This window comes from Streptococcus cristatus (assembly GCF_003943815.1).
Taxonomy (GTDB): Bacteria; Bacillota; Bacilli; order Lactobacillales; family Streptococcaceae; genus Streptococcus; species Streptococcus cristatus_F.
Genome location: NZ_RJNA01000003.1, coordinates 1 through 18,149, shown reverse-complemented (window position 1 = coordinate 18,149; position 18,149 = coordinate 1). Strand labels below are relative to the sequence as shown.

The following is an 18,149-nucleotide window of genomic DNA, read 5'->3' as shown; positions in this document are numbered from 1 at the left end:
AAGAATATGTTCGGATTTAGTAAAACAAAACGAGAAAATAATGAGTTAAAATTTCAGAACGCAATTTTAAAGAAGCTACGCCGACAAGATAAAAAGAAGATTTCCATTTTGGAAGAAGATAAAATAAATTTAGAAAGCAAAATTGATACAATAGCCTCTGACGGACTACGAAAAGGTAGCTCAGTAGCTGGAAAGTATTTAGTTAAGAAAAGAATTCAAAAAAACGAGAGAATATAAACATGCAAACATACTATAAAGCCATAAACTGGAATGCTATCGAAGATGTCATTGACAAATCAACTTGGGAAAAGCTGACGGAGCAATTCTGGCTCGATACACGGATTCCCTTGTCTAATGACCTGGATGACTGGAGAAAATTGTCCAACAAGGAAAAGGACTTGGTCGGCAAGGTCTTCGGAGGATTGACATTGCTGGATACCCTCCAATCTGAATCTGGTGTGGATGCTCTACGTAAGGACGTCCGTACTGCCCACGAAGAAGCCGTCTTCAACAATATCCAATTCATGGAATCCGTCCACGCAAAATCTTACTCTTCTATCTTTTCAACCTTGAATACCAAGGCTGAAATCGAAGAAATCTTTGAATGGACTAACACAAACCCATACCTACAGAGAAAAGCTGAAATTATCAATGAAATCTACCTCAATGGTAGCTCCCTTGAAAAGAAGATTGCCAGCGTTTTCCTTGAAACCTTCCTCTTCTACTCTGGTTTCTTTACACCCCTCTACTATCTTGGTAACAACAAACTAGCCAACGTTGCGGAAATCATCAAACTGATCATCCGTGATGAATCTGTTCACGGAACCTACATTGGTTACAAATTCCAACTTGGTTTCAATGAATTACCGGAAGAAGAGCAAGAGAAACTCAAAGAATGGATGTACGACCTGCTCTACACCCTCTACGAGAACGAAGAAGGCTATACGGAAAGCCTCTATGACGGTGTGGGCTGGACCGAAGAAGTCAAAACCTTCCTTCGTTACAATGCCAATAAAGCCCTTATGAACCTAGGACAAGATCCACTCTTCCCAGATTCAGCTGACGATGTCAACCCAATCGTCATGAATGGGATTTCAACAGGAACATCTAACCACGACTTCTTCTCTCAAGTCGGAAATGGTTACCTTCTTGGTGAAGTTGAAGCCATGCAAGATGATGACTACAACTACGGTTTAACCAAATAATTTTCAGACACTAGAAAACGACTAACTTGCTCATCAAGTTAGTCGTTTTTTTATCATTTATCATCAACTCGCGCTTTCGTCCTCAGCTACTTCACGATCCTCTTTCTTAGGAGCTGGCGGCTCATAGGCACGGATAATCTGCGCCACTACTGGATGGCGAACCACATCCTTAGCTGAGAAATGCACAAAATCAATCTGGGAGATGTTTTTCAATTTCTCTTGAGCATCAATGAGGCCGGACTTGACATTGCGAGGCAGGTCGATCTGACTGATATCTCCATTGACAATCATCTTAGACTGGAAGCCGAGACGTGTCAGGAACATCTTCATCTGCATGATGGTCGTATTTTGAGCTTCATCCAGAATGACAAAAGCATCATCCAGCGTCCGCCCCCGCATATAGGCTAAGGGTGCAATCTCAATGATTTCTCGCTCCATCAGGCGCGTAGTCTGGTCCTTACCCAAAATCTGATACAAAGCATCATAGACCGGACGAAGATATGGATCCACCTTTTCCTTAAGGTCACCAGGCAGAAAGCCCAAACTCTCACCAGCTTCTACCGCTGGCCTTGTCAGGATGATTCGCTTGACCTGCCCACGCTTGAGAGCAGTCACCGCCAAGGTCACCGCCAGAAAAGTCTTCCCTGTTCCGGCTGGTCCAATCCCAAAGACGATATCATGATTTTTAACACTGTCCACATAGATTTTCTGACCCAGTGTCTTGACTCGAATTGGCTTGCCATAGCTGTCCTTGATAATCTCTTCTTCGTAAAGAGCTACAAACTTATCAATTTCATCATTTTTGACCATAGTAATAGCCGTCACAACATCGGGCGTACCAATGGTCATACCACGATTGACCAAGACCAAGAGAGCCTGAATAACCTGGCGAGCCTCCTCGCAGGAAGCCTCCGTACCCAGAATCTGCACAATCTCGGTTCGGGCATGAATGGTGACCTTCAATTCCTGCTCCATTAGGCGCAGATGGCGTTCATTAGAGCCAAAGAGATGAAAGGCATCATCTGGATGGCCCAGTTTCAATTCTACTGAATGTTCCTGCAAACAAAGAACCTCTCTATTTTAATTTATTGAATGAATTACCTTTATTATATCAAAGCAAGCAGAAAATGACTATCCCTAGCCACTATCCACTTAATGGGCCTGATATTCTTCCCAAATCGCATCGAACTCGCCCAAGTTAAAGGAAAAATTTGCATGCTCTTCCAGAAAACGACTGACCTCATCAAAATCATCCGTATGCTTGGGAAAGGCAGTATCCTGAAAAACCAAGTCCGCCAAAATTGCTTTGGGCTTATTACTTTTAGGATTGCGCTCCGTCATCAGCCAACTGTAAAAAGATTTTCTCATTTAAATCAACTCCGTTCCAGTCGGATCTTGCTTGATTTTACCAGCTTTCATGAGACCGCCCAGGGCTTTTTTAAACTGGCCTTTGGAAATACCAAAAGTGGCCTTGATATCGTCTGGTGAAGATTTGTCATTCAAAGTCATGAAGCCACCGTTGCTCTCCAGATAGGTCAGAATCATCTGGGCATCGTTTTCCAGCATTTCAAAGGAGCGAGGCTTGAGGGAGAGGTTAAGGGTGCGGTCTACTTCACGGAAGCCAATTACTCGTGCGTCCAAGACCTGCCCCAGACGTGGCTCTGCATAGCGCTCGCTCGGATGGATAAAGCCCAGCATATTATTCTCTGGCAGATAGACAAAGGTGCCAGAAAGCTTGAGCCGATAAACAATGGCTGGCCAATTTTGGTTCTGCATGTTATTGTAGGCAGGGCGAGCCAGACGCTGGAAATCCTCTTGATAAGCCAGTTGACCCCAGATGCGGTCTTTCTTGTCCACATCCAGACGAATATAGAGGCGGTCGCCCTTCTTAGGCCAAAGTTCCTTGATTTCTGGCAAGATGTCTAGTGACACGACGATTTGCTTATCCGGCAGGCCGGTATCGACAAAGACGCCTAGATCCTTGCGAACCTCCGTCACTGTTCCCCAGCCAAACTGCTCTTGGGTCGCTGTGACTTCAAGAGTCGTCAGGCGAAGTTTCTGCTTCATATCGCTGTAGGCAAAGCCCTTGACAGACTGACCGAGCTCATGCGGTCCCTCTTCTTTAGAAAGCGCATAAGTTTGTCCATCCTTCTGGACAAAGTAAAAACGATCGTTTTCATCCGTGATAATCCCCACGATGAAGCTAGCAAGATTTGTATTCATATATTCCTATTTCTACCTTGCTTCTTCTACTCGCAAGGATTTTTATGTTAAAACAACTCAGTCAGCCAAGGCCAACTGAGTTTTGATTCTGTTAAAATATTAAACTTCTAGAAGTTCTTTTTCTTTAGTCGCTGTCATATCATCGATATGCTTCACTGCATCATCAGTGACTTTTTGGATATCCTTTTCAAGAACCTTCAATTCATCTTCAGTGATTTCTTTAGCCTTTTCCTGTTTCTTGGCTTCGTCCATCGCATCGCGACGGATGTTACGAATCGCAATCTTAGCATTTTCACCGACTTTTTTCACTTCTTTAGCTAATTCACGACGAGTTTCCTCTGTCAGAGCTGGAATAACCAAACGAATGACAGATCCGTCGCTAGATGGTGTGATACCTAAGTCAGATGCATTAATCGCACGCTCGATATCCTTGATAGAAGACTTATCAAAAGGTGTCACCAAAAGAACACGCGCTTCTGGAATCGTGATAGAAGAGAGTTGGTTAAGCGGTGTCTCTACTCCATAGTATTCCACATGGATGCGATCCAAAAGGCTAGCATTAGCGCGGCCTGCACGGATACTACCAAATTCACGCGCCAAACTTTGGTGCGAATGGGTCATTCTTTCTTTTGCTTTTTCTACAATTGCATTTGCCATTTTCTTTTCTCCCTGATTTTTATAAATTATTTGAGACAGTTGTCCCGATTTGCTCGCCAAAGACGACTCGTTTGATATTGCCAGGTTCATTCATATTAAAGACGACTAGGTCAATGTCATTGTCCATAGAAAGGGTAGAAGCAGTCGAGTCCATGATGCGTAAGCCTTTGTTAATAACATCACGGTGGGTCAATTCATCAAACTTAACAGCCGTCTTATCCTTGTTTGGATCGGCATTGTAGACTCCATCTACACCATTTTTAGCCATGAGGATAGCATCTGCCTCAATTTCCGCAGCCCGCAGAGCAGCTGTCGTATCTGTTGAGAAATATGGTGAACCAATACCAGCACCGAAAATAACGATCCGACCTTTTTCCAAGTGACGAAGAGCACGTCCACGAATATAAGGCTCAGCTACCTGTTGCATGGCAATTGCTGTTTGAACGCGGGTGTCAACGCCCACTTGTTGCAAGGAATCTGCCATTACAAGTGCATTCATAACTGTCCCTAACATCCCAGTATAGTCCGCTTGAACGCGATCCATGCCTGCTTCTGCTGCTGGTTCGCCTCGCCAAAGATTACCGCCACCGATAACCAAGGCAATTTGAATGCCCAGTTCATGGACTTCCTTGATTTCTTCAGCCATCTTTTGAACAGTGGCAATATTGATACCCACACCTTTTTCGCCAGCCAAAGCTTCTCCAGATAGTTTAATCAAAATACGCTTATATTTAGGTTCTACCATTTTTCCACTCCTTGTTTTATCTGTACTATTTTACCATAAATTCCACTTTTTACCTAGCCCTATTATTCAAAATATTAAATTAAAATACAAAAAGAAAACTTCACCAGATGACTCCAGTGAAGTTGTGATTTATTTATATTTTAAAGCACGTTTGAAGGTCTTCCAAGCTCCCAAATCATCCGTCTGCAGGACAAGGCTGGAGTAGATTCGCGCGATGAAAAATGTCATCATCACCGCGAAAATAGCTGTAATTCCTAGAGAAAGCCAAGCTTCCAAGCTGGTCGCATAACCATTGATAGCCCGGAAAGGCATGAAAAAGGTTGAGATGAACGGAAGGTAAGAACCAACCTTCAAAATCACATTATCTCCTGCTGCTCCCAAAGCTGAAACTCCCATGAAACCGACTAAAATGAGCATGATAACTGGCGAAAGGACTTTTCCTGTATCTTCTGCTCGTGCCACCATCGAACCAAGAAAGGCCGACAAGACGACATACATAAAGATGCTGACAGCTACAAAAGCTAGGGTATTCAAAGACACAGCTTCTCCGATATACTGCTGAATGGCTGGATTACTCTTCAAGACTTGGGATACAAGAGGAATGCTGTCCGCAAAGAGAAAGGCTGCCAGTCCACCAAGCACATAAATACCCAGATGGCTAAGAATCACTGCAAAAATCCCAATCATACGAGCATAGAAATAATCGGTTGCCTTAATACTGGAGAAGATGACTTCCATGATTTTTGTGCCCTTTTCACTGGCCACATCTTGGGCAGTAACGCTGGCATAAGTAATCAAAATCATATAGAGCATGAAGCCCAGCCCTATTGCAGCAAAGGTCTGAACCATCTTCTTGCTTTCTTTGTTTTCATCAATTTTCTCTTCAAACTGGACTGTCCGCGCAAGAATCTGACTCTGCTCATCTGATAATTCGGCCTGAGCCAAGTTTAAAGCCTGCTGGACTTGAATAAGGGAATTGGACAGAGCCATTTTCGTTGCAGCGTTCATACTGGTTTCTGCGTAATAGGTGGCATAAAGCTGTCCATCTCTTTCCTCAATCGTCAGATAGCCCGAGATTTTCTTATCTTTTACAGCCTGCTTGGCTGCAGTTTCATCTTTGTACTGAAAACTCAGCTGATCTTCAGCTCTTAATACTTCTCGTACAGAATCAAGCTGGGTCAGTACTGCTACTTTTTTTGAAGAGGCCATCGAGCTTCCTTGCAGATAGCCAATCCCCAAGCTCAGCCCAAGAAAGAGAAAAGGAGACAAGACCATAAAGACAAAACTCCAAGACTTGACATGACGCAGGTAGGTTTCTTTGATGACGATTAACATTTGTTTCATACTTCCACCCCTGATTCTAATTTGAAAATTTCATCAATTGTCGGTGCCTGCTGGTCAAAAGTTGCCACATAACTTCCCTTGGTCAAGCGATCAAACAATTCAGGACCAGCTGTTTCGTCATCCAAAATCAATTTCCAGATGCCTTGCTTGGTCTGCGTCGCCTTGACAACATGAGGCAGGGCTTCTAATTCAGCCTGAGACAGGTCACTTGAGACGAAAAGACGAGTCTTGCCATATTGGTTGCGGACTGCCTGTACATCGCCATTGAGGACCACTTGCCCGTCACGAATCATCAGGACATCATCGCACAGTTCTTCCACATTTGTCATGACATGATCCGAGAAGATAATCGTCGCTCCACGCTTCTTCTCCTCAACAATGACTTCCTTCAGGATTTCAGTATTGACAGGATCCAGACCGCTGAAAGGCTCATCTAAGATGATCAAGTCTGGCTCATGCAAGAGCGTGATAATCAGCTGAACCTTTTGCTGGTTCCCCTTGGACAAACTCTTGATTTTGTCGGTTAATTTCCCCTTGACCTGGAGCTTTTCCATCCACTGGGGCAGTTTTTCTTTGACAACAGCTGTCGGCACACCCTTTAGATTTGCCAGATAGCGCACTTGCTCAAAGACCGTCAGCTTGGGCATCAGGCTTCTTTCCTCAGGCAGATAGCCAATCCTATTATAGGTCTCCTGCTTGATAGCCTGCCCTTCGAAACGAATCTCTCCACTATAGTCTAGGAAGCGCAAAATACTGTGAAAAATCGTTGTTTTCCCAGCACCGTTTTTCCCAATCAAGCCAAGGATATGCCCCGGCTGGGCTTCAAAATCAATACCGAACAAGACTTGCTTTTGCCCAAAACTTTTTTCTAGTTTTTCTACATGAAGCATATGAAACCTCCTATTATGATACTAAGATTATTATACTACTTTGAAAGCAGATTTTCATCTTTTTGTCCTACTATACAAAACATTTTCTCTCTATTTTTCATAAATAGAAGAAGAAACCCGCTCCAGCTAATACCGCAAAAAAATGAGGCTCGAAAACCTCATTCATTTAATGTATTTTATTCATCGCTCTTTATTGACCACCCAGTTGAGGAGCTTGGTCAGAAGAGTCCAGAGAACAAAGCTAATGATGATAATATAAAGCCAAGCATTTTTATCATCTGACAAAGGCAGGGGAACATTCATACCAAAGAAGCCGGTGATAACTGCTAGGACTGCCAGAAGAACTGAAATGATGGTCAAGACAGTCAAATTATCATTCAGATTGTTGTTCAGGATGTTATTGTAGGAGCCCGAAAGCTGGCTAAGAACCTGAGCAATCAAATCCGTCATTGAAACCAGCTGACGTGCCTCAATCATGGCATCTTCAAATTGCTCGGTCTCTAGTTCATCAAACCCACGATAAACAGCATGGCTCTTGATGTGCTCTAGCAGTATGCTATTTTGCTTGGATGCTGCCACCAGATAGACCATGGAAGTTTCCAAATCCGAGAGAGCAAACAAGTGCTTTTTAGTAGTTTTCTGACGCAAAAGTCGGTTAAGCTCATCCTTGCGCTTATCCATCTGCTCAATGACCGGATAGTAGGAATTGGAGATCAACTCTAAACTGGCAAAAAGAAACTTATAGACCGATACGGGCTCATGATTCTCCGTGTAAGCCTTCATGATATCAACCACATAAGCATTGTCTTGATTGCTGATGGTGATGAGACGATCCTGCTGCACCACGAAAGTCATCGGAATGGTCTCATAGTAGTCCTTCTCTGTCGCTAGATTCAGCACATTATAGATAAAAAGAACCGTCCCATTCTCACGATTGTAGTCCATGTGAGCCCGCTCATTTTTATCCAGCGCATACTCGATGGTTTCAAGGTCGATATTGTAATCCTGATAAATCTGTCCATTCTTTTTAACATCATCTGAGTCAATGTTGATCCAGACAGATTGGTCTTTTAGTTTTCTTTCCAGAAACATAGAACTCCTTTCTGGGATCTAGAATGATTGTCTAATAACTCACGCCTAATGTCCACACTTAGCCTCATTGCCAAAGCTCCTATGTCCTGACAATAACCAAGCAAATCGGTTTCATTTGCCAAACGTAGTTAGTAAGGCAGTTAGCTAGTTCGCCAAATAGCGGCTAGCGTCCACCAATTAGGAACTTTATTTCCAATTGGTAGTACTGAATCACATCTTCTCTTCTAACTTCACATCTGGATACTTGTCTGCAAACCAGCGGAGGGCAAAGTCATTTTCAAAGAGGAAAACAGGTTGGTCGAAACGATCTTTGGCCAAGATGTTGCGGCTTGACGACATGCGCTCGTCTAGGTCCTCTGGCGAAATCCAACGAACTGTCTTTTTACCCATTGGAGTCATGACAACTTCTGCATTATACTCGCCTTCCATCCGGTGCTTGAAAACTTCAAACTGGAGTTGCCCGACAGCGCCTAGCATGTACTCACCTGTTTGGTAATTCTTATAAAGCTGGACGGCTCCTTCTTGTACCAACTGCTCCATTCCTTTATGGAAGGATTTTTGCTTCATGACGTTCTTAGCTGATACTTTCATGAAAATCTCTGGAGTAAAGGTTGGCAGGGGTTCAAATTCAAACTTGTTTTTTCCAACCGTCAAGGTATCCCCAACCTGATAGGTACCTGTATCGTAAACCCCGATGATATCACCTGCTACGGCATTGGTTACATTCTCACGACTTTCCGCCATAAACTGGGTAACATTAGACAGTTTGGCAGTCTTACCAGTACGAGGTAGGTTGACACTCATACCGCGCTCAAATTCACCCGATACGATACGGACAAAGGCAATACGGTCACGGTGACGAGGGTCCATGTTGGCTTGGATTTTAAAGACGAATCCTGAGAAATCCTTGTCATAAGGATCCACAATTTCTCCGTCTGTTTTCTTGTGTCCATGAGGTTCTGGAGCAAACTTGAGGAAGGTCTCAAGGAAGGTCTGCACCCCAAAGTTAGTCAGGGCTGAACCGAAGAAGACTGGGGTTAGCTCACCAGCTAAAATAGCTTCCTCTGAGAACTCATTCCCTGCTTCCTTCAGGAGCTCAATGTCATCCTTAACTTGCTCATAGAAAGGATTGCTGGCAAAAAGCTTGTCCCCATCTTCTAGGCTGGCAAAACGCTCATCTCCTTTATAGAGCTCCAAGCGTTGGTTATAGAGGTCATATAAGCCCTCAAAGGCTTTCCCCATCCCGATTGGCCAGTTCATTGGATAGCTAGCAATCCCCAAGACTTCTTCCAATTCTTGCAAGAGGTCCAGTGGCTCACGACCGTCACGGTCCAGCTTGTTCATAAAGGTAAAGACCGGAATTCCACGGTGTTTGACAACCTCAAAGAGCTTCTTGGTTTGAGCCTCGATACCCTTGGCAGAGTCCACGACCATGACAGCAGCATCCACCGCCATCAAGGTCCGATAGGTATCTTCTGAGAAGTCCTCGTGCCCTGGTGTGTCTAAGATGTTCACGCGTTTGCCATCGTAGTCAAATTGCATCACAGATGAAGTGACCGAAATCCCACGTTGTTTCTCGATATCCATCCAGTCAGACTTGGCAAAAGTTCCTGTTTTCTTTCCTTTTACGGTACCAGCCTCACGAATCTCGCCTCCGAAGTAGAGCAACTGCTCAGTGATGGTCGTTTTCCCCGCGTCCGGGTGGGAAATAATGGCAAAGGTGCGTCGTTTCTTAATTTCTTCTTGTAAAGTCATCTTCTTCTCTTTCTTTTCTTTTTGGATAATGGTGAATGTCAGTATTTTTATATTTTACATTGGAATATTCTAATCCTTTCAACCTACCTATTATAGCGGATTTGGCGCTTTTTTTCAATTATATAAGAAAGGTAAAAATCGCCCTTGCCAGCGATTCTATTCTTTATATTTGGCTAACTTGTCTTAAAATCTAACAATGACACTGCTAAAGAGGAAAATTGCAAAGATTAAGATTAAAATCAGATTTAAGAAAAGTCCTGCCAAATTAACTTGACAGGAGCTATAAAATGCAATATCAAACAATTTCCAGCTGCTTTTTCCAGCGTTTCTTAAATACTTCATCAAAAAGAAGCAAGGTAGCGGACAAAATAATCGATACAGCTAAATATTTTACTAAAAGATTGTGCTGATTGATAAAAGGCGGGCTTTTTAGCAGACCGTAATTTCCACCCGTCACTTGATTGACACCGACAAGAAAGGCATCGAGCACAAAAGTATAGAGCACAATCATGTATTTCTTGAGTTGGGTCTTATCGTAGTAATTCATCAGATAAATCAAGGAATTTACCAAGAGCGCATAGTGACCAATCAGGAAAGAAAAACTGGTAATGTGCGGGAAATCATAAGGATCAAAGACTGGATAACCAAGGGCAAAGACTGCTCCGCTGGCTCCTAAGAGAGCAAAATACTGCTTGCTGGGCCATTTATCTGGCAGAAAGACCACCGCAAACATGGCCAAACGGCAATGGTACAAAGGCAGACTATTTGCCAGAGGAAGCTGAAAACCCACATACCAACTATAAAGAACTGCCAGTTGGCACAACTGAAGAATTTTCATGCTTTTGATAAAGCTAGGATTCTTATGGTATTTTATCGATGCGTAGATGGATAGCAAAAGCAGTGCCATCATCAAAGAGTAGGCCAAAGCTGATACAAAGGGTGGTTCAGTTTGGTTGGTAGTCAAAAAATGATGCATCTGGTTTCCTTTCTACTTTTAAAATCTGTATGTTCAAACTCCCAGTCAGATTGAAAATCTAGGCAGAATTTTCCTAGTTGCTAGAGAAATCATTTCCTCTTCCAATCTTTATTGGGTCAATCGCTCTGCCTGTCTTTCCTTCATTTCTTTGAACAAGTAAGAAAATAGAAGCAAGGCAGCCGCTAAGACCATCGACACAATCAGATAGTTGCCAAGCATACCATGATCTCCTACCAGAGGTGGCTCCTTTAAGAAACCGTAGTTTCCTCCAAATACAATATTTCCAAGCAAGATGAGGAAATCCAAGCCAAAGGTAATTTCTACAATACGGCGATAGGACAAATTAAGTCTATCATAATGCTTCATCAGGTAGATAATCGAATTGCCTAACAGAGCCAAATGACCGATGAAAAATGAAAATAGCGTGATATGTGGAAATGGATAGGGATCCAAAATCGGATAGACAATGGCGCAAATCGGTCCAAATACTCCCAATAAGGCGAAATATTGTTTATAAGCTACAGCTACTTTATCTGGCAGTAGCAAGACAGCAAACATCGCCACTCGACAATGGTACAAGGGGAGACTCTCTGACAAAGGCTCCTGAATAGCTAAGTACCAGCCATACAAAGAGACTAATTGCACGATTTGGGCAACCCTAAAAAAAGTCTGCACTTTCTTTCGCTCAAAATAACGACTAGCAACATAGATGACGGACACTAGGCTCATCATGAGCAGAATATAAGCAAAAGGCGTCATCACAGGCGGTTCTGTTTTGTGACTAGTAAAAAAATCTAGTAAATTCATCTTTCAAATTTTNATCCTAATAAATAATTTTTAAGGACACTGGGCTTGCTCTTCCTAGCAAAGTCCTTAATTTCTTTTCAAAAATTTTTTCAGTTGTCTATCTAGCCTAGAGGAAGTATCACTTGTCTCCATGCTCCAAGGCCTCCAATAATTTATCCAACTTCATCGAATTACTACCCTTGAGCAAGATTTGGTCGGATGATTGCAACCAAGTCTTAACGGTCTTGGTCAAATCTTCAAACTGATCCTTGTCAGCATTTTTGACAAAATAATGTACCCGATTTGGTGGGTAGATTTCCCGAGCATAGACGTAGAGAGCTTCCATGTCCTCTCCATAAAGGAAAAGATCGGTGATAATCTCTGGATTGAGACTGGTAATCATGGCTCCGTGCATCAGCTTGGAGTCAGCACCCAGCTCTTTCATATCGGCTAATACTGCAGCCTTGCGACCACTCTGACTGGCTGGAATCGTTGAGAAAGTCTCAAGAATCAAGCGCATAGCTGTCGGATTAGCATTGTAGACATCTGACAGGATATCGGCCCCATTAGCCGCCTTCTTCCACTCGGTTCGATTGCGGGTCAATTCCAGCTGGGCAAAAGCCTGACGGATCGCCGACTCACTGACACCCTCCTGCAAGGCAACGTAAGAGGCGATCATAGCGTTGGTCGCATTGTATTTGCCAGTCACGGGCAAGTCAATCGCCTGCTCCAGAAAATTCGCTTCAAAGGTCAAGCTGTCTTTGCGCTCTTCCAAGCGAGTCAAGTAAATATCTGCATCGGGACCAAAGCGGACTACTTTTTGCTGGTCTGGCAGAAAATCATTGACGATCTTATCAGCTGGAGCCAAGAGCAGACCGCCTTTCTTCATGCCATCTGCAATTTGCATCTTTCCTTTAGCAATCTCCGTACGGCTTCCGAAAAATTCTAAGTGAGCTTCACCAACCAAGGTCACAATGCCCGTCTTTGGCTTGGCAATTTCAGACAGAAGGTGGATATCTCCCAAATGATCCTGTCCCATTTCTAAAACTAGCTTTTCTGTGTCATCTGTCATGTGGAGTACTGTGTAGGGCAGACCGATTTCATTATTATAGTTGCCTTGAGTTTTATAGGTTTTGTAGCTAGTAGCTAATAGCTGAGCCAGCATATCCTTGGTTGTGGTCTTCCCATTGGAGCCTGTCACAGCGAGCACATCTACACCTGTCTTTTCCAGATAGTATTGAGCCAAGCCTTGAAAGGCCGCTAGTACATCATCGACCAAAATATAAGGTCCTTCTGCTACTGGATGCTCAGACAAGGTAGCTGCAGCTCCCTGAGCGAAGGCGGTCGCGATAAAGTCATGACCGTCACGCGCGCCCTTGAGCGGGATAAAAAGATCCCCCGTCTCAATCAAACGGCTGTCAAATTCAGCATTTCTAAAAGTCACATTTTCAAACTGACTGACATCATTTTTGGCAGCCAAGACTTCTGCTATTTCATATAAATCTAATTTCATATTTTTAACTCATTTTTCCGCTTTTTCCCAAAAAAGAAGGGATTGAGGCCAGACTAAATAGTAAATATTCAGTCTGTCATCTCAGTCCCTCTATTATATCATATTTATAAAAGATGCGCTTCTCGCTGAGTAAAGGCCTCTTCAGCTAGATTTACCAATTTCTCAATCAACCCGGAATAAGGCAGTCCCATATTTTCCCAAAGCAAGGGATACATAGACCATTGGGTAAAGCCAGGCATGGTGTTGAGCTCATTGAGGAAAATGTCCCCCTCTTCGGTGTAGAAGAAATCACAGCGAGCCAATCCCTGTCCGCCCAAGGCACGAAAAGCTGTCTCAGCATTCGTACGCATGACTGCAATAACCTCGTCTGAAATTTTTGCAGGGATATCCATGGTAATCCTATTGTCAATATACTTGGATTCATAGTCGTAGAAAGCCACATCTTTGACCACTTCGCCCGGCAAGGTGCTCTTAACGTCATAATTTCCTAAGAGACCAACTTCAATCTCACGCGCATTGACTCCCTGCTCAACCAAGACACGGCTATCGTACTTGAAGGCCAAATCCAATGCTGCCCGTAGCTCCTCTTGATTCTCAGACTTGGAAATACCGACACTAGAGCCCATATTAGACGGTTTGGTAAAAATCGGATAAGTCAATTTTTCTTCGATTTCAGCAATTTTTTCTTCCAGATTTTCGCCCTCAATCACTGCTACATAAGGCACCTGCAGAATTCCAGCAGACTCCAGAATACGTTTGGTGGTGATTTTGTCCATAGCAACACTGGAAGACAAGATGTTGCAGCCCACATAAGGAAGCCGCAACACTTCAAGGAAGCCTTGAATGGAGCCATCCTCGCCCATCGGTCCATGAAGAACAGGAAAGACAACTGCATTTTCCTCATAAATATCACTCGGTTTGACTTGCTGTGAAAGATCAACCGTTGCATTGGTCATGAGCTTTTCATCTGTAGCTGGTTTTTCTGTAAATTCCTGCGTTTTGATAAAATCGCCAGCTTTTGTGATGAAATAAGTCTTGACAGAAAATTTGTCATAGTTGATAGCGCGCATGACACTCTCAGCCGACAAGACTGAAACTTCTCGCTCAGCGCTGCGGCCACCGTATAGTAAAATCAAGGTTTGTTTGACCATTATCTTATCCTAACATTTCTAGCTATAAGTTCATTTTGGGTTGCCCCATCTTCTTTTTAGACTGTTTCAGTATATCATATTTCCCAGCATTTTTGAATAGAAAAAAGACTCCCAAAGCTGTTTTTCAGCAGGAAATCTTTCTTTCATCTTACAATTCTGTCCGATTTTCAATCGCTCGGAGCAGGGTCACTTCGTCTGCGTATTCGATATCAGCGCCGACAGCCAATCCGCGGGCCAGACGGGTCACCTTGATACCAGCGGGCTTGAGAACGCGAGAAATATACATAGAAGTCGCTTCTCCGTCAGCCGTTGCATTGGTAGCCACAATCACTTCCGTCACTTGGCTGTCCATCAAGCGAGTCAAGAGACTCTTAAGGTTGATGTCATCTGGTCCTACACCGTTCATAGGGGAGATGAGGCCGTGAAGAACATGATAAAGGCCGTGGTATTCTTGTATATTTTCCATAGCAGACACATCGCGACTATCCTCAACGATCAGAATCACAGTCTGATCGCGCGTTTGATCCGTACAGATAGCACAAGGATCATCGTCCGTCAGATTGCCACAGATAGAGCAGTAGGTCAGCTCGCGTTTAGCAGCTAATAGATTTTTGGCGAACTCATTGACATCATCGTCACTCATCCCGATGGTATAAAAGGCCAGACGAGTAGCTGTCTTGATGCCGATACCCGGCAGTTTGGAAAAGCTATCAATCAATTTAGCGATAGGAGTTGGATAAAGCATAATAGTAATCGTTGAGCAGTAAAATCTTTATCTGATTCTACTGCTTTTCCTTTCTAATTCATAGGGTGCTGTTGGTTGTAAAGATTGATAATATCACGGGTAATACTGTGGCTGACCGTTGAGGAAAGGTCAGTATTGTGCGGAAAGACAACGGCTACAGCTATTTTAGGATTATCGCTTGGTGCATAGGATACAACATTGGTATTGATAGCAGATGTACCACCGTTGACAAAGGTTTCGGCAGTCCCGGTTTTTGCACTGATCGAAACCATAGCGCCCTGCGCAATCGTCCGTCCAGTTGTCAAGCCACTCCATCCATTGACCACCTGATAGAAGCCTTGTTTTATCAGAGCCATATCTTCCTCAGAAATATTGACCTGATTTAACTCTTTTGTTTCCTTCTTTTCAATCAAGTCTCCTAGGCCACCTTGGTCATTGTTGGCGTAAATGCCTTCGACTAGATGCGGAGCTACCCGTTTGCCGTTATTGGCTACCGTCGACGCATATTGAGCCAGCTGAAGTGGAGTATAGTTATCAAACTGACCAAAAGCATCCGTAATATAATTGCTAACTGTGAAGTTTTTGGGAATGTAGCCTGTAGATTCTGTCGGTAAATCAATTCCTGTCTCAGTCCCCAGACCATATTCTGCAAAAGTCGAACGGAGTTTTTTCATTGAAGCATCGACATTGTTGGTTCCTAAAGCCATATTTGGGCTATACGGAGTCCCAAGCATATTTAGGGCTACCTGAATCATATAGGTATTAGACGAATATTCCAGAGCCTCCACCGCTGTAATAGAGCGTGAGCCATAGGCCGTAAACCAAGAATTGATGGGAGCAGAACCCGCGAAAAGAATCGGCTGATCGACCAAGGATTGATTTCCTGAAATGGCTCCGTACTGCCAACCAGCGGTTAAGGTAGCCGCCTTGACGACAGAACCTGGAACGAAAACATTGGTAATGGTACCCAGCGCATCCGCCGAGATTTCGCCTGTTTCCAGATCATGCTTGACACCAGCCAGAGCCAAGATTGATCCTGTATTGGGATCCATAGCCACGGCATAGACACCTTCTGAATAGGTTGCATTGCCCTTGGCTAGCTCCATATTAAAGGCATTTCTGAGAATATCCTCGACTCCCTGCTGGAAAGTCAGATCTACGGTTAGTTTCAAGTTGTTCCCTTTGCTTCCCTCGGAAATGGTCTCAACGCTCTCCATGTTGCCATTTTTGTCCAGCCGAATTTCTTTTTCTGCTCGTTTTCCTTGTAAAACAGACTCATACTCTTTTTCCAGATAAGAAATTCCCACTCGGTCATTCAGAGAATAGCCCTTCTTGACATAGTCATCTGCTTCCTCAGCTGGCAGACCTGTTTTTTCGGTTGAAATTTGACCAACAATCGAAGCCAACGATGTTTCCAAAACTTTCCGATTCCAGCTGGTTGAAATACTAATACCCGGAAGTTCTTTTCCGATGGACGCAATCGTAGCGACCTGCTCCGTCGTCAAATCATCTGTCTGAATCGTCCCTGTTGAAAAGTTTGGAACAGCATTCATCTGGCTAAATAGAGCGATAATCCTCTTTTCCTCATCTGTATAGCCTAGCTGGCTTGGATCAATACTCTCCACTGCTGCCTTATAGATCTTGGCTTCAGGTAAACGATTGCCATCCGTATCAAATTTTTCTTCCTTAGGTAATTTTTCAACCACTTCGCGGTAAACTTTATTATCCGCCAGATAATAGTCAACTTCTTGGCGCTCGGTCACCTTTAGGTCCGACACAGACACATACTGCAGCAGTTTTTGTGCTGTTTCACGGATTTCTTCTGCTGTCAGTTTATTGTCTCGTGTAAAGGTCACCACTTGCTTGGTTGTGTTCTCCACCAGGGGCTTGCCCGAAGCGTCATAGATTTGTCCACGAACCGAACTCGACTTAATCTTTGTTTTACTGGCCTTAGCTAATTTATCAGTATAAAATTCTTGATTGACGACCTGCATATAGCCCAGACGAGCAATCAGCACCAAAAATAAGACTCCGACTATACCAAATAGAAGGTAGAGTCGGCCTGTGATAGAATGGCTATCAAATTTTCTCTTAGACATTTCTTCTCTCATCCTCGTAAAAATCTATCTTTTATTTTACCACATTTCCCCAGCAATGAAGCATGGAAATCTAAAAGGATCGAAAAAGAATTTTTCTCCAACAATGAGAAAATCTATAATTTCTGTAGTGGGTAAAACCACTGTAGGAATTATGGATCTAAAATTATAAACGCCTTAGATCTTACCTACTCAAACGCAAAGCTAGAAGCCACTAATAACCTCATCAAGGTCATCAAACGCAATGCCTTGGGTTTTCGGAACTTTGAAAATTTCAAAAAGCGGATTTTTATCGCTCTAAACATCAAAAAAGAAAGGACGAAATTTGTCCTTTCTCGAGCTTAGCTGACTTCAACCCACTACAGTTGACAAACATACTAAGATTAGTAGTGAAGAAATCTCCGACGGAAGAGAGTACTCACTACTTTTTCTTTATGTTAAAGTAGTGGTGTCTTGTAAAGTCGTAGGGCTCTATGGCGCTAGACGTCGCTTGAAAAACTGGCAAGACACCTTGTTTTAGGTGGAGTTTGATCAAAGTATGTGGGACGCTAAACGTCGCGTATTGAAAATAAAATCACTAAAACATGGAATTATTCAAGACAAAAGAGGTAATGTCATGCGTGCAGTATTTGGAATGGATGTCAGTAAAACAAGTTCTGAGGTGGCAATTTTAGTCAACGGTGAGAAGGTTCATGGCTACACCATACTCAATGATGCCATTGGATTCAATCGCCTGTTGGGGGACTTGAAAACTGTTCATAACCCTGAGATTATATTTGAGGCTACAGGCGTCTATTCTCGACGTCTTCAAGCCTTTCTTGAGGAATATAGTTACGCTTACACACGGCTAAATCCACTGGAAGCTAAGAAGCAATTGGACAGTCTGCGAGTTCGTAAAACAGATAAAATTGACGCTGAAAAGCTGGCTAAATCTTAGCTTGTGCACAATCGTAAACCAACTTACGTGCAGG

General features: G+C 43.3%; 17 protein-coding genes and 2 pseudogenes. 4 read left to right on the top strand and 15 right to left on the bottom strand.

Features of this window, described 5'->3' with window-relative positions; all coding sequences use genetic code 11:
- The first annotated feature begins 6 nt into the window (after positions 1 to 6).
- Positions 7 to 237, top strand: a complete 231-nt coding sequence (locus D8872_RS02440; RefSeq protein WP_125388054.1) for a hypothetical protein — start codon at positions 7 to 9, stop codon at positions 235 to 237.
- A 2-nt stretch (positions 238 to 239) separates the two neighbouring features.
- Positions 240 to 1,205 (top strand): class 1b ribonucleoside-diphosphate reductase subunit beta, encoded by a 966-nt coding sequence (nrdF, locus tag D8872_RS02435; protein WP_125389811.1) that lies wholly within the window; start codon positions 240 to 242, stop codon positions 1,203 to 1,205.
- A 63-nt stretch (positions 1,206 to 1,268) separates the two neighbouring features.
- Here nrdF and D8872_RS02430 read toward each other — a convergent pair whose 3' ends face one another.
- From D8872_RS02430 to pbp2b, 15 genes are all read right to left on the bottom strand, one after another.
- Entirely contained in the window at positions 1,269 to 2,267 is a 999-nt protein-coding gene (locus D8872_RS02430; RefSeq protein ID WP_125389810.1) for a PhoH family protein, read from the bottom strand.
- A gap of 90 nt (positions 2,268 to 2,357) precedes the next feature.
- A complete protein-coding gene (locus D8872_RS02425; protein ID WP_125389809.1) occupies positions 2,358 to 2,573 on the bottom strand; it encodes a YozE family protein in 216 nt (71 codons plus the stop codon).
- Complete coding sequence (cvfB, locus tag D8872_RS02420; RefSeq protein ID WP_125373533.1) at positions 2,574 to 3,428, bottom strand: RNA-binding virulence regulatory protein CvfB; 855 nt, start codon at positions 3,426 to 3,428, stop codon at positions 2,574 to 2,576.
- 99 nt (positions 3,429 to 3,527) lie between these two features.
- Positions 3,528 to 4,085 carry a ribosome recycling factor gene (frr, locus tag D8872_RS02415; RefSeq protein WP_005589576.1) on the bottom strand — a complete coding sequence of 186 codons (558 nt, stop codon included), beginning with the start codon at positions 4,083 to 4,085 and terminating at the stop codon, positions 3,528 to 3,530.
- Between the two features lie 19 nt (positions 4,086 to 4,104).
- Positions 4,105 to 4,830 (bottom strand): UMP kinase, encoded by a 726-nt coding sequence (gene pyrH / locus D8872_RS02410; RefSeq protein WP_005589574.1) that lies wholly within the window; start codon positions 4,828 to 4,830, stop codon positions 4,105 to 4,107.
- Positions 4,831 to 4,959: 129 nt separating this feature from the next.
- The gene (locus D8872_RS02405; RefSeq protein WP_125389808.1) at positions 4,960 to 6,174 is read right to left on the bottom strand and encodes an ABC transporter permease; all 1,215 of its coding nucleotides are present in this window, start codon (positions 6,172 to 6,174) and stop codon (positions 4,960 to 4,962) included.
- Complete coding sequence (locus D8872_RS02400; RefSeq protein WP_125389807.1) at positions 6,171 to 7,064, bottom strand: ABC transporter ATP-binding protein; 894 nt, start codon at positions 7,062 to 7,064, stop codon at positions 6,171 to 6,173. The genes D8872_RS02405 and D8872_RS02400 overlap by 4 nt, the downstream gene beginning before the upstream one ends.
- Positions 7,065 to 7,244: 180 nt before the next feature.
- Complete coding sequence (locus D8872_RS02395; protein WP_061910918.1) at positions 7,245 to 8,156, bottom strand: magnesium transporter CorA family protein; 912 nt, start codon at positions 8,154 to 8,156, stop codon at positions 7,245 to 7,247.
- A gap of 210 nt (positions 8,157 to 8,366) precedes the next feature.
- A complete protein-coding gene (locus D8872_RS02390) occupies positions 8,367 to 9,911 on the bottom strand; it encodes a peptide chain release factor 3 (protein WP_125389806.1) in 1,545 nt (514 codons plus the stop codon).
- A gap of 295 nt (positions 9,912 to 10,206) precedes the next feature.
- The gene (locus tag D8872_RS02385; RefSeq protein ID WP_125389805.1) at positions 10,207 to 10,887 is read right to left on the bottom strand and encodes a YwaF family protein; all 681 of its coding nucleotides are present in this window, start codon (positions 10,885 to 10,887) and stop codon (positions 10,207 to 10,209) included.
- Between the two features lie 108 nt (positions 10,888 to 10,995).
- A complete protein-coding gene (locus tag D8872_RS02380) occupies positions 10,996 to 11,694 on the bottom strand; it encodes a YwaF family protein (RefSeq protein ID WP_125389804.1) in 699 nt (232 codons plus the stop codon).
- 118 nt (positions 11,695 to 11,812) lie between these two features.
- A complete protein-coding gene (locus tag D8872_RS02375) occupies positions 11,813 to 13,186 on the bottom strand; it encodes a UDP-N-acetylmuramoyl-tripeptide--D-alanyl-D-alanine ligase (protein ID WP_125389803.1) in 1,374 nt (457 codons plus the stop codon).
- 104 nt (positions 13,187 to 13,290) lie between these two features.
- Positions 13,291 to 14,337, bottom strand: coding sequence for a D-alanine--D-alanine ligase (locus tag D8872_RS02370; RefSeq protein ID WP_125389802.1), 1,047 nt, complete (start codon positions 14,335 to 14,337; stop codon positions 13,291 to 13,293).
- A 148-nt stretch (positions 14,338 to 14,485) separates the two neighbouring features.
- Positions 14,486 to 15,082: a recombination mediator RecR gene (gene recR / locus D8872_RS02365; RefSeq protein WP_045496451.1), complete on the bottom strand. Its 597-nt coding sequence runs from the start codon at positions 15,080 to 15,082 to the stop codon at positions 14,486 to 14,488.
- A gap of 53 nt (positions 15,083 to 15,135) precedes the next feature.
- Positions 15,136 to 17,193, bottom strand: a complete 2,058-nt coding sequence (gene pbp2b, locus D8872_RS02360; RefSeq protein WP_125389801.1) for a penicillin-binding protein PBP2B — start codon at positions 17,191 to 17,193, stop codon at positions 15,136 to 15,138.
- 144 nt (positions 17,194 to 17,337) lie between these two features.
- Between pbp2b and D8872_RS02355 the strand changes: the two are divergent.
- Both D8872_RS02355 and D8872_RS02350 read left to right on the top strand, forming a co-directional pair.
- Positions 17,338 to 17,523, top strand: a pseudogene (locus D8872_RS02355) (transposase); the annotation flags it as partial.
- Positions 17,524 to 17,794: 271 nt separating this feature from the next.
- Positions 17,795 to 18,112 (top strand): annotated as a pseudogene (locus tag D8872_RS02350) (IS110 family transposase); the annotation flags it as partial.
- Positions 18,113 to 18,149 lie beyond the last annotated feature (37 nt).